The organism is Streptomyces sp. NPDC090798, from assembly GCF_044768965.1.
Classification (GTDB): Bacteria; Actinomycetota; Actinomycetes; order Streptomycetales; family Streptomycetaceae; genus Streptomyces.
Window position 1 is genome coordinate 11095 of record NZ_JBIVXA010000013.1, and the last position, 15084, is coordinate 26178.

The 15084-nt window shown below is 70.1% G+C and carries 13 protein-coding genes and 1 tRNA gene; 10 read left to right on the forward strand and 4 right to left on the reverse strand.

The features are described 5' to 3' along the window. Positions 1-110: 110 nt before the first annotated feature. Positions 111-1388: a sensor histidine kinase gene (locus ACIQTP_RS27045; protein WP_403404187.1), complete on the forward strand. Its 1278-nt coding sequence runs from the start codon at positions 111-113 to the stop codon at positions 1386-1388. Then, complete coding sequence (locus ACIQTP_RS27050; RefSeq protein WP_009340348.1) at positions 1385-2065, forward strand: response regulator transcription factor; 681 nt, start codon at positions 1385-1387, stop codon at positions 2063-2065. Before ACIQTP_RS27045 ends, ACIQTP_RS27050 begins: the two co-directional genes overlap by 4 nt. A gap of 64 nt (positions 2066-2129) precedes the next feature. Here ACIQTP_RS27050 and ACIQTP_RS27055 read toward each other — a convergent pair whose 3' ends face one another. Continuing rightward, positions 2130-2819: a DUF461 domain-containing protein gene (locus tag ACIQTP_RS27055; RefSeq protein WP_403404190.1), complete on the reverse strand. Its 690-nt coding sequence runs from the start codon at positions 2817-2819 to the stop codon at positions 2130-2132. Positions 2820-3465: 646 nt separating this feature from the next. Here ACIQTP_RS27055 and ACIQTP_RS27060 point away from each other — a divergent pair. The 6 genes from ACIQTP_RS27060 (at position 3466) to ACIQTP_RS27085 (ending at position 10111) form a co-directional block, all read left to right on the forward strand. Continuing rightward, on the forward strand, positions 3466-3948 hold the full coding sequence (locus ACIQTP_RS27060; protein WP_003953493.1) for a CarD family transcriptional regulator: 483 nt from the start codon (positions 3466-3468) through the stop codon (positions 3946-3948). A 431-nt stretch (positions 3949-4379) separates the two neighbouring features. Then, positions 4380-5156: a 2-C-methyl-D-erythritol 4-phosphate cytidylyltransferase gene (ispD, locus tag ACIQTP_RS27065; protein WP_402044860.1), complete on the forward strand. Its 777-nt coding sequence runs from the start codon at positions 4380-4382 to the stop codon at positions 5154-5156. Beyond that, on the forward strand, positions 5146-5655 hold the full coding sequence (gene ispF / locus ACIQTP_RS27070; RefSeq protein WP_403404193.1) for a 2-C-methyl-D-erythritol 2,4-cyclodiphosphate synthase: 510 nt from the start codon (positions 5146-5148) through the stop codon (positions 5653-5655). Before ispD ends, ispF begins: the two co-directional genes overlap by 11 nt. Before the next feature lie 130 nt (positions 5656-5785). Next, positions 5786-7186, forward strand: a complete 1401-nt coding sequence (gene cysS, locus ACIQTP_RS27075; RefSeq protein WP_403404196.1) for a cysteine--tRNA ligase — start codon at positions 5786-5788, stop codon at positions 7184-7186. 143 nt (positions 7187-7329) lie between these two features. Further along, positions 7330-8271 carry a 23S rRNA (guanosine(2251)-2'-O)-methyltransferase RlmB gene (gene rlmB / locus ACIQTP_RS27080; protein ID WP_402044851.1) on the forward strand — a complete coding sequence of 314 codons (942 nt, stop codon included), beginning with the start codon at positions 7330-7332 and terminating at the stop codon, positions 8269-8271. A gap of 154 nt (positions 8272-8425) precedes the next feature. Continuing rightward, positions 8426-10111 carry a DoxX family protein gene (locus tag ACIQTP_RS27085; protein ID WP_403404199.1) on the forward strand — a complete coding sequence of 562 codons (1686 nt, stop codon included), beginning with the start codon at positions 8426-8428 and terminating at the stop codon, positions 10109-10111. Between the two features lie 107 nt (positions 10112-10218). On the opposite strand, the gene ACIQTP_RS27090 is transcribed toward ACIQTP_RS27085, so the two are convergent. From ACIQTP_RS27090 to ACIQTP_RS27100, 3 genes are all read right to left on the reverse strand, one after another. Continuing rightward, complete coding sequence (locus tag ACIQTP_RS27090; RefSeq protein ID WP_402044845.1) at positions 10219-10950, reverse strand: NDP-sugar synthase; 732 nt, start codon at positions 10948-10950, stop codon at positions 10219-10221. A gap of 95 nt (positions 10951-11045) precedes the next feature. Beyond that, entirely contained in the window at positions 11046-11495 is a 450-nt protein-coding gene (locus ACIQTP_RS27095) for a hypothetical protein (RefSeq protein WP_054232443.1), read from the reverse strand. Between the two features lie 259 nt (positions 11496-11754). Beyond that, on the reverse strand, positions 11755-12891 hold the full coding sequence (locus ACIQTP_RS27100; RefSeq protein ID WP_403404202.1) for an ABC transporter ATP-binding protein: 1137 nt from the start codon (positions 12889-12891) through the stop codon (positions 11755-11757). Positions 12892-13116: 225 nt separating this feature from the next. On the opposite strand from ACIQTP_RS27100, the gene ACIQTP_RS27105 reads away from it, so the two are divergent. Further along, positions 13117-13193 (forward strand) — tRNA-Thr (locus tag ACIQTP_RS27105). 174 nt (positions 13194-13367) lie between these two features. After that, positions 13368-14789 carry a hypothetical protein gene (locus tag ACIQTP_RS27110; RefSeq protein WP_403404205.1) on the forward strand — a complete coding sequence of 474 codons (1422 nt, stop codon included), beginning with the start codon at positions 13368-13370 and terminating at the stop codon, positions 14787-14789. Positions 14790-15084: the final 295 nt, after the last annotated feature.

The window sequence follows — 15084 nt, forward strand, 5'->3', positions numbered from 1 at the left end:
GCACCCCAAATGAACCATCCCTGGCTCCTGGGTGAACTCTGGGCGACGAGTGTTCGAGGTCGCACTCCGATGGCTGTGGCCTGGCGTGACGACATGCCTAACCTGGGGGCATGGACGTGAACGCGGCGGTCGCCGCAGCGGCAGCGATCGCCGGAGTGCTCACCGGTGTCATCGCCATGCTGGCGTTCCGCTGGAGCGAGCGCGACCAGAAACGCCCCACCCGCACATCTCTGCACACGGACCCGGTGCTTCCGCCGGGCGTCGACACGGTGCTCTCCGTGCTCCGGTCCTCGGCCGTCGTCCTCGACGAGGCCGACGCCGTCGTCAAGGCCAGCTCCGCCGCGTACGCCCTCGGGCTGGTGCGCGGCGGCAAGCTCGCCGTCGAACCGATGATGCAGATGGCCCGCGACACCCGTCGCGACGGGGAAATACGCCAGGTCGAGCTGGATCTGCCGAGGCGGGGAACCGGACGGGGGGAGGCCCTGGCCGTCTCCGCGCGAGTCGCCCCGCTGGGTTCCCGGCTCGTGCTGCTCCTCGTCGAGGACCTCACCGAGGCCCGGCGGATCGAAGCGGTACGGCGCGACTTCGTCGCGAACGTCAGCCACGAGCTCAAGACGCCCGTCGGCGCGCTCTCCCTCCTGTCGGAGGCCGTCATGGACGCCTCGGACGATCCGGAGGCCGTCGAGCGCTTCGCCGGACGTATGCAGATAGAGGCCACCCGGCTCACCAACCTCGTCCAGGAGCTCATCGACCTGTCGAGGGTGCAGAACGACGATCCCCTCGAGGACGCCGAGCCGGTCCGAGTGGACGAGCTGGTCGCCGAGGCCATCGACCGGTGCCGCCACCAGGCCGGCACCAAGCAGATCACCATGGCCGCCGGCGGCACCGCCGACCTGAGCATCTGGGGGAACCGGGGCCAGCTGGCCGCCGCCCTCGGCAACCTCGTAGAGAACGCCGTCAACTACTCGCCCGCCCGCACCCGGGTGGGCATAGCCGCGCGCCGGGTGACCGCGCCCGGCGGAGACCTCATCGAGATCGCCGTGACCGACCAGGGCATCGGCATCTCGGAGAAGGACCGGGAGCGCGTCTTCGAGCGCTTCTACCGCGTCGATCCGGCCCGTTCCCGCCAGACCGGCGGTACGGGTCTCGGTCTCGCGATCGTCAAGCACGTGGCCGCCTCGCACGGCGGGGAGGTCACGGTGTGGAGCTCCGAGGGTCAGGGCTCCACGTTCACCCTGCGGCTGCCGGAGGCGGCCGTGGCCCGCGACCGCGGGATCGACCACGACATGCCCGGACTCGACGATGAGGACGAGAACGGGCAGCCCGACGGGACGACCACCGTCACATCCCCGTATGAACCGCTTCCCGCTCCGGAGGTCCTTCCGTGACCCGTGTGCTCGTCGTCGAGGACGAGGAGTCCTTCTCCGACGCCCTGTCGTACATGCTCCGCAAGGAGGGCTTCGAGGTCGCCATCGCGACCACCGGGCCCGACGGACTCGACGAGTTCGAGCGCAACGGCGCCGACCTCGTCCTCCTCGACCTGATGCTGCCGGGGCTGCCCGGTACGGAGGTCTGCCGCCAGCTGCGTGGCCGCTCCAACGTCCCGGTGATCATGGTCACCGCCAAGGACAGCGAGATCGACAAGGTCGTCGGGCTGGAAATAGGAGCCGACGACTACGTCACCAAGCCCTTCTCCTCCCGCGAACTGGTCGCCCGCATCCGGGCCGTCCTGCGTCGCCGCGGGGAGCCGGAGGAGGTCACCCCGGCCGCTCTCGAGGCGGGTCCCGTCCGGATGGACGTCGACCGCCACGTGGTGACGGTCTCCGGCTCCAAGGTCGACCTCCCCCTGAAGGAGTTCGACCTCCTGGAGATGCTGCTCAGGAACGCGGGCCGGGTGCTGACCCGTATGCAGCTCATCGACCGGGTGTGGGGCGCCGACTACGTGGGCGACACCAAGACGCTGGACGTCCACGTGAAGCGTCTGCGCGCCAAGATCGAGCCGGACCCTGGCGCGCCGCGGTACCTGGTCACGGTGCGTGGCCTCGGCTACAAGTTCGAGCCGTAAACCGAAACCGTACGTACGACAAAGGGCGGCACCCTTCGGGGTACCGCCCTTCGCGCGTGCTGGATCAGTGGCCGGCCGACGTCGAAGCCGTCGCGGTGGCTGTCGCGCTCGCCGAGGCCGCGTCGGTGGGCGTGCCCGAGGCGGAGTCGGACGGCGAGGTCGAGGCCTTCGGCGACTTCGAGGCCTTCGGCGACTTCGAGGAGGTCGCGGAGCCGGTGGCCGTCGCGCCGGGCGCCGCGGGGATGTTGGAGGGGCCCCACTTGGTGAAGTAGCCCTCGGCCGGGACGACGAACGCGCGCAGCCTCACGTCACCGGTCTTGCTGAAGGTGAAGGTGATCGGCTGGGCGTTGCCGTCCCTGACGGCCTGGCCGGGGTTGCTCACGGCCGCGGAGGCGTTGCCCTCGCCGCCCAGGATGACGTGGCCGCCGGCGGGGATGGTCAGCTTGCCGCCGCCCTTGGCGGGCGTGATCTGGGCGACGCCGTCGCCACCGATCTTGATCGAGTCGAGGGTCTGCGGGGTGCGGCCGTTGTTGAAGACGGTCGCGGAGACCACCGCCGGGCCCTTGGACATCACGTCGGGCTGGGTGATGACGAGGACGTTCTGGATCTTGATGTCGCCGACGCGGGTCGCCGCGTTGTCCGGCTTGACCTCCAGCGTCTGTGCGTTGTTGCCGGCGCCGCACGCGGCGAGCGAGGCGATCGAGAACGCGATGGCGGCGGCGGCGAGGGCGCCGTGTCGAAGGCTGCTGCTCACGGCGGCGGCAACTCCTTGAACGTGGGCGAAGCAGAGCGGCTCCGGTGTAAAGCCGCCCTAAGGGTCTGTCAGCGGCCTTAGGTTACCGAGCCGTTCTCACGCCGCCGCACCCGACCCGCCCCTTGGCTCCCGCGAGCCCCGTTGCGCCGCTCGTGCGCCCCGGTCCTCGGGTGGTTCGAGTCCGCCTCATCAGCTACTTTGAGCTTCTGTTCGTCCGCCATTCACATAAGCGGCTGTACGGGTTGCCGCGAGAGTAGCCACGAGATCCGCTTGGGGTTTTCCGGTAAGGAATCCACGGCGGTCCGGAAAATTGATCATCGGTAGATCGGCGTGGCCCGTGATCAATTCCGGATTCGTCTCGTACCCGACTCCGCTCACCGAACGGAGTAGCGGAAGTCGAGCTCCTGGAGCGGGACAAACCGGGATGTTCAGACCCTGGTCAGGAACGTCCGGTGTGTGTAACGTACGCGTTTCTCTGGCCCTGAACAGCCGCTCCCACCTGCGAATACCCTCTTCCGCTCCCCCTTCGCAGCACGTTCCTGTCGCGGTTGTCAAGCCCCGAGATATGCCCTGACCTGCGAAAACGCCATTCAGAAGACGCCGTTTCCGTGTTACCCTGGATAGCCACGGAAGGGGTACCTGTCACATGACGTTCAAGGTTGGCGACACCGTGGTCTATCCCCATCACGGGGCCGCGCTGATCGAGGCCATCGAAACTCGCCAGATCAAAGGCGTGGACAAGACCTACTTGGTGCTGAAGGTCGCCCAGGGCGACCTGACGGTACGTGTGCCAGCGGACAATGCGGAGTTCGTCGGCGTGCGTGATGTGGTCGGTCAGGATGGGCTGGACCGGGTCTTCGAGGTGCTGCGTGCACCGTACGCCGAGGAGCCCACGAACTGGTCTCGTCGTTACAAGGCAAATCTGGAGAAGCTCGCCTCCGGCGATGTCATCAAGGTCGCGGAAGTCGTACGTGACCTGTGGCGTCGTGAGCGCGAGCGCGGACTCTCCGCCGGAGAGAAGCGCATGCTCGCCAAGGCCCGGCAGATCCTGGTGAGCGAGCTCGCCCTCGCGGAGAACACGAACGAGGACAAGGCCGAGGCTCTGCTCGACGAGGTTCTCGCGTCCTGACGCAGGCAGTCGTCGAGACGGTGGCCGCTCACCCGGCGGTCGTCCCGACATCCACACAAGGCCGCACAGCTGCGCAATGAAATGCCGCGGTGCCCGATGACGTAATTGCTGTCGCTCCACACGATGGCTGTCGCCGGGCGCTGCGGCATGTTCGTACCCGCGCGATTTCGGAAACGTGTGGCCTCGAATACACCTGCGTCCCATGGAATACACCTGTGTCCCATGCGCCTGCGTCCCCGATGCCCCGCGTCGATACCCGCGTCCCCGATACTTGGCGTGCCGGGCCCGGACAGCTTGCTCGACCGGATGTCACGGAAGGGTCCGGTCAGGGCTCGCGCCCGGCACCGCCCCGAGCTCTCGGCTTCGCTCGAGCAAGGGGCACGCCCAGGCCATACCCAAGCACGCCGAGTACACAAACCTGACAGGAACCGATGTCTGACGATTCGCGCTCCTCGCTGCCCGGAGGCCGCACGGCGGCCGTGATTCCGGCCGCCGGACGGGGCGTGCGCCTCGGTCCGGGCGCCCCCAAGGCGCTTCGCGCGCTGAACGGTACCCCCATGCTCATCCACGCGGTGCGCGCCATGGCCGCCTCCCGCGCGGTGTCGCTGGTCGTCGTCGTGGCCCCGCCCGACGGTGCCGCCGAGGTGAAGGCGCTGCTCGACACGCACGCGCTGCCTGGGGGCACCCCCAGCGGTAGCTGGGGGAGCACGGACTTCCTCGTCGTTCCCGGCGGGGACAGCCGTCAGGAGTCCGTGAAGTACGGGCTCGACGCGCTGCCCCCCGGCATCGACATCGTCCTCGTGCACGACGCGGCCCGCCCGCTCGTGCCGGTCGACACGGTCGACGCCGTCATCGAGGCCGTACGCGACGGCGCGCCCGCCGTCGTGCCCGCGCTGCCACTCGCGGACACCGTCAAGCAGGTCGAGCCGGCGAGCGAGCCGGGGATGCCGGAGCCCGTCGTCGCCACGCCCGAGCGGGCGCGGCTGCGGGCCGTGCAGACGCCGCAGGGGTTCGACCGCGCCACCCTCGTCCGCGCCCACGAGACCGTCACCGACAACGTGACCGACGACGCGAGCATGGTCGAGCAGCTCGGGGAGCGCGTGGTGGTCGTGCCGGGGCACGAGGAGGCGTTCAAGGTGACGCGTCCTTTGGACCTCGTCCTCGCGGAGGCGGTCCTCGCGCGCAGGAGGGCCAACGATGGCTTCTGAGTCACCAGCGCCGGTGCCCGTGGTGCTGCCGCAGGTCGGCATCGGTACCGACATCCACGCCTTCGAAGAGGGGCGGGAGCTGTGGTGCGCCGGGCTGCTGTGGGAGGGCGAGGGACCGGGGCTTGCCGGGCACTCCGACGCGGACGTCGTCGCGCACGCCGCCTGCAACGCGCTGTTCTCGGCGGCGGGGCTCGGCGACCTCGGCGCCCACTTCGGGACCGGGCGGCCCGAGTGGTCCGGCGCGTCCGGGGTCACGCTCCTGACGGAGGCCGCGCGGATCGTCCGCGCGGCGGGCTTCACCATCGGCAACGTCGCCGTCCAGGTCGTCGGACCCCGTCCGAAGATCGGGAAGCGACGGGACGAGGCGCAGAAGATCCTTTCCGAGGCGGTCGGGGCGGCGGTGTCGGTCTCCGGCGCCACGACGGACGGCCTCGGCTTCCCGGGCCGCGACGAGGGCCTGATGGCGATCGCCACCGCCCTGGTGGTCCGCACGCCCTGACGCCGGTCGGTACGACGCGGCCGGCGGTTCGGCGCGCCGCCGGGTACCCGTGAGCCTCGGATGTCACGAATACGTCCTCCTTGCGAGGGAAGGTCGCGGGGCACTCCCCGTGGCCCACTACCCTGGAGTGGTGACTATTCGCCTGTACGACACCAGCGCCCGGCAGATCCGTGACTTCTCCCCGCTCAAGCCGGGTTGTGTCTCGATCTACCTGTGTGGCGCCACCGTGCAGGCCGCACCGCACATCGGGCACATCCGCTCGGGCCTCAACTTCGACATCATGCGCCGCTGGTTCGACTACCGCGGCTACGACGTCACGTTCATCCGCAACGTGACCGACATCGACGACAAGATCATCACCAAGTCGGCGGACCAGGGCCGCCCTTGGTGGTCGATCGGGTACGAGAACGAGCGCGCGTTCAACGACGGGTACGCCGCGCTCGGCTGCCTGCCGCCCACCTACGAGCCGCGGGCCACCGGGCACATCACCGAGATGGTGGAGATGATGCGCGGGCTCATCGAGCGCGGGCACGCGTACGAGGCGGACGGGAACGTCTACTTCGACGTGCGGTCCTTCCCCGGGTACCTCCAGCTGTCCAACCAGGAGCTGGACAACCTCCAGCAGCCGTCCGGCGGCGGCGAGACCGGCAAGCGGGACCCGCGCGACTTCGCCATGTGGAAGGCCGCGAAGCCGGGCGAGCCGAGCTGGGAGACGCCCTGGGGACGGGGCCGCCCCGGCTGGCACCTGGAGTGCTCCGCCATGGCCCACAAGTACCTGGGCCCCGCGTTCGACATCCACGGCGGCGGTATCGACCTGATCTTCCCGCACCACGAGAACGAGATCGCGCAGGCCAAGGCCTTCGGCGACGAGTTCGCCATGTACTGGGTGCACAACGCCTGGGTCACCATGAGCGGCGAGAAGATGTCCAAGTCCCTGGGCAACTCCGTACTCGTCTCCGAGATGGTCAAGCAGTGGCGTCCGATCGTGCTGCGCTACTACCTCGGCACCCCGCACTACCGCTCGATGATCGAGTACAGCGAAGAGGCCCTGCGCGAGGCCGAGTCGGCGTTCGCCCGCATCGAGGGCTTCGTGCAGCGGGTCGTCGAGAAGGCGGGGGGCGTCGTCGAGCCCGCCGCCGAGGTGCCGCCCGCCTTCGCCGAGGCGATGGACGACGACCTGGGTGTCCCGCAGGCGCTCGCCATCGTGCACACGACCGTGCGACAGGGGAACTCCGCCCTGGCCGCCGACGACAAGGAAGCCGCCGTCGCCCGCCTCGCCGAGGTCCGGGCCATGCTCGGCGTCCTCGGGCTCGACCCGCTCGACGAGCAGTGGGCCGGCGAGGGCGACCGCGGCGAGGATCTGCACGGCGTCGTCGACACCCTGGTCCGGATGGTCCTCGACCAGCGAGAGGCCGCCCGCACCCGCAAGGACTGGGCCACCGCGGACGCCATCCGCGACCAGCTCAACCAGTCCGGCCTGGTCATCGAGGACGGCCCGCAGGGACCGCGCTGGACGCTCGGCCCCCGCTGAGCGGGCCCCCTCGGGGCTTTCCCGGGGCCTCTTCGGGGCCCCGCGGCCTTGATCGATTGTGCCGCCCGGGCCTCCGGGCGGCACACTGCATATACGACACTTCAAGTACGTACGCACGCTCGCCTCACACAGACAGGTAGGTCATGGCCGCTAACAACCGCCGCATGTCCGGCAAGAAGGGCGCGCAGGTCGGCAGTGGCGGCCAGCGACGCCGGGGCCTGGAAGGCAAGGGCCCCACCCCGCCCGCCGAGATGCGCAAGGGGCACAAGAAGAACCGCGTCGCCAACGCCAAGGCGAAGCAGAGCGTCCGCCGTCCCGCCCCCCGGGGCCGCGGTGGCAAGGGCACGTCCGAGATGGTCGTCGGGCGCAACTCGGTCGTGGAGGCGCTGCGCGAGGGCGTGCCCGCGTCGATGCTGTACGTGCAGCAGTTCATCGACAACGACGAGCGGGTGCGCGAGGCGCTCCAGCTCGCCGGTGAGCGCGGCGGCATCCACCTCATGGAGGCCCCCCGCCCCGAGCTCGACCGCATGACCAACGGGCTCAACCACCAGGGTCTCGTCCTCCAGGTCCCGCCCTACGAGTACGCGCACCCCGAGGACCTCGCGGCCGCCGCGTACGACGAGGGCCAGGACCCGCTGATCGTCGCCCTCGACGGCGTGACCGATCCCCGGAACCTGGGTGCCGTCGTCCGTTCCGTCTCGGCCTTCGGCGGCCACGGCGTCGTCGTGCCCGAGCGGCGCGCGGCCGGCATGACCGCCGGTGCCTGGAAGACGTCGGCCGGTGCCGCCGCCCGTACGCCCGTCGCCCGCGCCGCCAACCTGACGCGGGCCCTCGAGTCGTACAAGAAGGCCGGCCTCGTCGTGGTCGGACTCGCCGCGGACGGCGAGGTCGAGGTCGGTGATCTGGAGGCCCTCGGCGGTCCCGTCGTCATCGTCGTCGGCAGCGAGGGCAAGGGCCTGTCCCGACTGGTCGGCGAGACCTGCGACTTCCGGGTGCGGATTCCGATGCCGGGCGGCACCGAGTCGCTGAACGCCGGTGTCGCGGCGGGAGTTGTGCTGTACGAGGCCTCGCGCCGGCGCGTCTGAACAGACGTCCGAACGGATAACTGAACAGGCGTTTGAGCAGACGTCTGAGTGAGTCACCCCCGTGGGGCAATCGGGATGTTCGGGATGACCTTGACGCGGTCCGGACAGATCGGCGCAGTCAAAGCAGTGTCCTAAACACACATCACTCGGTTAGATGAGTGTGGACACCAGAACACCCCGCACACCCACGGGGGACCGCTCGTCGGGATTCGACGACGCTCCCGCGCTGAGCATGGTGAAGGTGCCGAGCGATCCGGCGCAGGTCATCGTCAATCATGCGAGCTTCCGCGTGCAGCTAGGCGGCGCGACGCGGACCCAATCCCCGCGCGTCGGACGGCACTTGAGCGCCGGCGACGACACCGCGCGGATCCCCGCCGTCGGAACGGCGGGCAGAGCGGGCGGCCCGGCCGCCGGGGCCCGCCGCCGCGCGCCCGTCGTCTGGAGCGGGCGGTCCGACCCCGACGACACCGGCGCCCACCGCCTTCTGCAGGCCGTGCGCAGCACCAGCGTGCGCCACGGCGCCGCGGACCCGACGGGCGACGCCGGCGCCACCCAGGTCATCCCCCGCCTCGACGAACACCAGGGCTACGCGGGCGACTTGAGCCTCGACACGGTCGAGACGCCCCTCGTCGGCAGCCAGCGCGGCCACGACCACGACTCCGCGGGGACCCGGCTGCTGCCGAACATGCGCAGCGTGGACAGCGCGTACGACGAACCGCGCTACACCGGCGGGCAGTTCGCGGCGCAGGACCCCGACGACGACGAGGGCGGCGGCACACCGGCCAGGCGGCACGGCTCGGATCCGGTCCGGCACGCCTACTACCCCGGGCGCCGGATGAATCTCGGCGTGGTGCTGCTCCCGCTCCGCGTCTTCCTCGGCTTCATCTCCATCTACGCCGGCATGGGCAAGCTCTGCGACCCCGTCTACTTCGACGGCGGCAAGCGCGGCTCCATGGTCAAGTGGCTGAACACGCTGCACCCTTGGGACGTCGCCGAGCCGCTGCGGCAGTTCGCGCTCCAGCACCCCGTCGGCTCCGGGCTCGTCATCGCCTTCCTCCAGGTCATCGTGGGCGTCCTGACGGTGCTCGGGCTGTGGCAGCGGGTCGCCGCCGTGGTCGGCGCGATGCTGTCGGCCGCGCTCATCGTCACCGTCAGCTGGAAGACGGTCCCGGCGTACGACGCGCCGGACATCATCTACCTCGCCGCCTGGTCCCCGCTGATCATCGCGGGCGCTCCCGTCTACTCCGTCGACGGACGCCTCGCGAGCGAGGCCTGGCGCACGCTCGGGCCCCGCGCCGACATCTGGGACCTGCGGCACCGGGTGCTACGCCGCGGCGCGCTCGTCACGGCCATCGTCGTCGGCGTCACGCTCCTCATCGGCTCGCTCCTCGGCGGCGCCGTCCGTGACGCCGACCGTGTGGTCGTGCCGGGACCGGGCGAGGCCCCGCGCAACGAACTGCCCGGCTCCCCGCTTCCCGAGGAGCCCGGCACGCCCCAGCGGAAGGCCACCACTCCGTCGGCCTCGGCCAAGGCGCCCACCCACGGCAGCTCCTCCTCGCCGTCGGGCGCGGCCACCACGCCGGGCGCCGCGGTCCGCGAGACGGGCGGCACGGTCACCAGTGGCCCCAGCCAGACCCAGGGCACCGGCCAGGCCCCGCCCCAGCAGTCCTCGCCGGTCCACCAGGCCCCGAGCACCAGCGCGGGCCCGACGTCCAGCGGCGGCAGCTCCAGCACCGGCGGCACCGGCTCGGGCGGCGGCACCTCCTCCGGCGGTTCGAGCGGCGGCGGCGGTGGCACCTCCGGCGGCTCGGACAAGCTGGTCGGCGGTCTCCTCGGGTAGCGCGTAACGCCCGCTGACAGTACGAGGACGGGCCCCGCACATCAGATGTGCGGGGCCCGTCCTCGTACTGCCTTGAGGGCCGTCCTCGTACAGGGAGGAAGGGGTTCTCAGCGTCCCAGGGCCGCGAGTTCCTTCGCCGCCTCCGTGAGGTCCTTCGCGGTGTCGATGGCGCGCCAGTAGGCCCCCTGCGGGAGCGAGAAGCCGGCCAGGCGGCGTTCGCGGGCCAGGTGCGGGAACGTGGTGCGCTCGTGGTCGCCGCGCTCGGGGAGCAGGTCGGCGAACTCGGCGGAGAAGACGTAGACGCCCGCGTTGATCTCGTACGTGGTCGGCGGGGACTCGATGAAGTCCGTGACGCGTCCGAAGCCGTCGGTCTCGACGGCGCCCCACGGGATGCGCGGGCGGGCGAGGGCGAGGGTCGCGACGGCGTCGCGCTCGGTGTGGAAGTCCGCCATGTCACGCAGCGAGAAACGGGTCCAGATGTCGCCGTTCGTCGCGTACCAGGGCTTGTCCGGGTAGGGGAGGTGCGCGGCGGCGTACTTCAGGCCGCCGCCCCGGCCGAGGGGTTCCGTCTCGACGACCGTCGTGATGTTGACCGGGAGGTCGGCCGAGTCCAGCCACTTCTGGAGGACCTCGGCGAGGTGGCCGCAGGAGACGACGACGTCGGTGACGCCTTCCTCGGCCAGCCAGGTCAGCTGGTGACCGATGATCGGGGTCCCGGTGCCGGGGATCTCGACCATCGGCTTGGGCCGGTCGTCGGTGTAGGGACGCAGTCGGGAGCCCTGACCACCGGCCAGGACGACGGCTTGAACGGGGCGTGACGCGGCGTTCGGATGGGTCATGCCCGAACTGTACGTGGCGCCCCGCTCGCGGCTTCTGTCGGCAACCGTTCCCTTAAGCAGCTGTTACCTGACAGAACAGGTGTGGCCGGTGGGGCTCAGAGATGCGTGGCCGCGACCCCCGATGCGAAGGACGTGTCGCAGACCGGGCGCGCGAACGCCTGGGCGCGCGTCGGACCGTACGCGCGGACCGCGGCGCGGCCGAGGGCGCGGGCGATGGAGACGCAGTGCTTGGCGAGCGACGGGCGGCCGTTCACGGCCTCCTGGAGGTGGGTGAGGGCGACGCCCGGGTTCTTCTCCTGGAGCTCCAGCAGGAGCCGGTCGCGCAGCACGTCCTGCGGCGCACGGGAGACGGCACGCGAGGAGACGTCCGAGGAGGAGGCGGTGAGCACCGAGTCCGAGGAGTTCCCCGACCAGTTGACTCGGGTGACCGCGAGGGTCCCGGAGAGCACCAGGACGACAGGCAGAACGAGGGCGAGGGTGCGACCGATCCGGCGCGCGGGGCCACGGCCACGCCGGGTCCGTTGGTTAGTGGTGGAGTGCTTCACGCGAGTGAGGGTAGCGCGGGGTGATGATTTGGCGACATTTAGTAATCAGTTCGGGGGATAGAGGAACGGCTTTCGCTGGGCGGCGAGTTGACGTACAGGGATCGAAATGACCGGCTTGCCGGGGTATTTGTCGACAACGAAGAAGGCCCCGCAGCGGGCTGCGGAGCCTTCTTCGTCAACTTGGGTGAATTCGACCGCGTCGCGGTTTTCGTCCGCCCGACTTGCTTTTCGCGGCGATCAGGCGGCGATCAGGCAGCGATCAGTCGGAGAGGCGCTCGCCCGTGGAGGTCGAGAACACGTGGGTCTCGCCCGGTCGCGGCACGACGTGCAGCGTGGCGCCCTTGTCCGGGACCGCGCGGCCGCTGACGCGGACGACCAGGTCCGTGAGCCTGTCGTCGACCTTGGCGCTGCCGTAGACGTAACCGTCGGCGCCGAGCTCCTCGACGACGTTCACCGAGACGGCGAGGCCGGCCGGGGCGTCCGCGGTGTCCTTCGACAGCGACTTGGCGGCTTCGCCGTTGTGCTCGACGATGTCGAAGTGCTCCGGGCGGACGCCGACCGTGACGGTGCGGTCGCCCTTGTCCGCGGCGGCCTTCAGGGCCTCGCGGTTCACCGGCACGACGGAGTTGCCGAACTTCACGCCGCCGTCCGTGATCGGGACCTCGACGAGGTTCATGGCGGGGGATCCGATGAACCCGGCGACGAACAGGTTCGCGGGGCGGTCGTACATGTTGCGCGGCGAGTCGACCTGCTGGAGCAGACCGTCCTTGAGCACGGCCACACGGTCGCCCATGGTCATGGCCTCGACCTGGTCGTGGGTGACGTACACGGTGGTGATGCCGAGGCGGCGCTGCAGCGAGGCGATCTGCGTACGGGTCGAGACGCGGAGCTTGGCGTCGAGGTTCGACAGCGGCTCGTCCATGAGGAAGACCTGGGGCTCACGCACGATGGCGCGGCCCATCGCGACACGCTGGCGCTGACCGCCGGAGAGGGCCTTCGGCTTGCGGGCGAGGTAGTCCGTGAGGTCGAGGATCTTCGCCGCGTCCTCGACCTTCTGGCGGATCTCGGCCTTCGGGACACCGGCGATCTTGAGCGCGAAGCCCATGTTGTCGGCGACCGTCATGTGCGGGTAGAGCGCGTAGTTCTGGAACACCATGGCGATGTCCCGGTCCTTGGGCGGCAGGTGCGTGACGTCGCGGTCACCGATGCGGATGGCGCCGGCGTTCACGTCCTCGAGCCCCGCGAGCATGCGGAGCGAGGTGGACTTGCCGCAGCCGGAGGGACCGACGAGGACGAGGAACTCGCCGTCCTCGATGTCGATCTCCAGAGCATCGACGGCGGGCTTCTCGGAACCCGGGTAGATCCGGGTCGCCTTGTCGAACGAGACAGTGGCCATGGTGAGGGGCCCCCTTCACCGGCAGGAACGTGCCGGACGATCCGTTGTAAAGGTGGTGTCCACCGCGAAGCTTTCGTGGTGGTGTAGTCCACAAGAGTGAACTGGCTCAGGACGGTACCTGGCGTTCACCTGGTCTGTCAGTAGCCCGGCGGCTGTGAACTTCGCGGAAATTTTCGAGAGGCCGCGGCTGGGACCTGGGTACACTGCACGGGCACACGCGTGCAGGCCTCCTTAGCTCAGCTGGTCAGAGCGCCGCTCTTGTAAAGCGAAGGTCGTCGGTTCGAATCCGACAGGGGGCTCCAACAGCGCAAACAACACGGACATCCCGCGGTGATGCCCGTGCTTTTCCCTGCCATGCCCCGCTGTACGGCCTTACCCTGTTGGGCACCATCAGGGTGCCGCGCCAGCTGTGTGGAGGTAACGGGGTGAGAGGGCGCAGTCCGGATCGGGTCCGCAACGAGCTCATTGTCTCCATCGTGGACGCGTTGCAGGGGTCGGCCACGGTGGGCCAGGCGAGCAGCCGCGAGGTCTGGCGGGATCTGCTGGCCGGTGAACTGGCCGCACCCGTGGAACCCTTCGGCGGGGATCGGCTGCGGCCCTGGCTGTTACAGGTGGTGAAGGGGTGCACCGCCGTCGGTGACGGCCTGGCCTGCCTGGTGCGGTCGCTGGAGTACGTGGAACAGCAGTCGGCGACGGTCGCCGAGCTGTGGCCGCTCGTGGACGAGTGGGAGGCCGTCGACTTCTTCAACAACGCCGATCTCGGTCACCTGCGGCCCGTCCTGCTGGCGATGGGCTCCACGGATCTGGCCGTCATGGCGCGCCGCGCGAGCCGCTCCCGGGTCCAGGAGCTGCCCGGATGGTGCCAGACGGGGTGGCAGGTCTTCCTGCGGCTGGCGGGCGAGAACTCCCCGGCCGGTGAACTCCCGCCCAGCATGGCCTTCCTGGCGCTGTCGGCCGATCGGCTGATGGAGGACGGCCAGGCGGAGGCCGCCGAGGTGCTGCGCCGCTTCAACCGCACCCAGACCCTCGCCCTGGGCATGGAGGGCCTGCTGGCGGACTGGCAGCACTCGGACTTTCCGCAGCCCGAGCCCTCCCTCGTCCCGGCGTATCTGATGATCCAGTTCGAGCCGGACCGGATCGAGCCGGACAGGTACTACCTCTCGCACTGGCGCCAGTCCGACTCCGAGGGCTGGCATCCCGTGCGCGGCGAGACCGTCCACCTGGGCCGGGAGGAGCTCCCGGGCGCGGTGGAGCGGCTGATAGAGGAGGCCGAGGAGAAATGGGCCGACCTGCGGCAGCCGGTGATCCTGGAGTTCATCCTGCCCTGGGAACTGCTCAACGAGCCGGTGGAGTGGTGGTCGAAGGAGTCCGGCTCCGAGGCTCCGACCCCGCTGGTCATGGACTATCCGGTGGTGGTGCGCAGCATCGAGCGCCTGCAGCGGGCCGCCTGGCACCGGCCCTGGCACCACAAGTGGCGGCAGCTGCGGGAGCGCCCGGCGGACAGCCACCCGCACTGGAGCAGCCCGGCGCGGGACGAGGCGTACTTCTTCCATCTGGAGCGTGAGCTGAAGGAGGACCGGCACGCGGTGTGCCTGGTGCTCAGTCAGCCCCCCGGCGACGAGTCGGGCACCGGCCGCCGTGAGGTCCTGGCCGGGCTACGGGCCGGGGTGCCCGCGATGATCTGGCACCGCAACGACTGCGGGGACCCGAAATTCAAGGACGCCATCGGCGAGATACTCCAGGACCGGGGGCTGGGCAGCCTGGCGGAACGGGTCGGGGAGTGGCGCAAGGACGCGCTGGCCCTCGGCCCCGGGGCGTGGGACCTGCACGTGGGTCGCCATCTGGCCATTCTGCTCGACGACCCCGAACGCAAGCCGAGTCCGCCCGGCCCGGTGTAGGTCATCATGTGCCCATGGCCCGGAAGGGGCCTCCGACCGGCGCGCGGAGGCGGACGCCGCACGGTCTTGCACACGCCGACGCCGACTGTCACGCTATTGACGAGACAGCGCCACCGGCTGTCCCCAGGGGGCAAGTACCACCCGGCGATTGACTTTCGGACCCTTCTACCGTCTCCTGTGGCCTGCCATGTTGCACCGCAAGCAGACCACTGCCAGGCTTGGCACGTGGATGTCACGCATGCCCGCGGACTGCGGGACTCCTCCTCGGTGCTCCCTCCGTCGTCGGGCATGACCG

Coding starts and splice junctions, on each gene's coding strand:
- ACIQTP_RS27045 (WP_403404187.1), top strand. CDS start 111: ATGGACGTGAACGCGGCGGTCGCCGCAGCGGCAGCGATCGCCGGAGTG.
- ACIQTP_RS27060 (WP_003953493.1), top strand. CDS start 3,466: ATGACGTTCAAGGTTGGCGACACCGTGGTCTATCCCCATCACGGGGCC.
- ispD (WP_402044860.1), top strand. CDS start 4,380: ATGTCTGACGATTCGCGCTCCTCGCTGCCCGGAGGCCGCACGGCGGCC.
- ispF (WP_403404193.1), top strand. CDS start 5,146: ATGGCTTCTGAGTCACCAGCGCCGGTGCCCGTGGTGCTGCCGCAGGTC.
- rlmB (WP_402044851.1), top strand. CDS start 7,330: ATGGCCGCTAACAACCGCCGCATGTCCGGCAAGAAGGGCGCGCAGGTC.
- ACIQTP_RS27085 (WP_403404199.1), top strand. CDS start 8,426: ATGAGTGTGGACACCAGAACACCCCGCACACCCACGGGGGACCGCTCG.
- ACIQTP_RS27090 (WP_402044845.1), bottom strand. CDS start 10,950: ATGACCCATCCGAACGCCGCGTCACGCCCCGTTCAAGCCGTCGTCCTG.
- ACIQTP_RS27100 (WP_403404202.1), bottom strand. CDS start 12,891: ATGGCCACTGTCTCGTTCGACAAGGCGACCCGGATCTACCCGGGTTCC.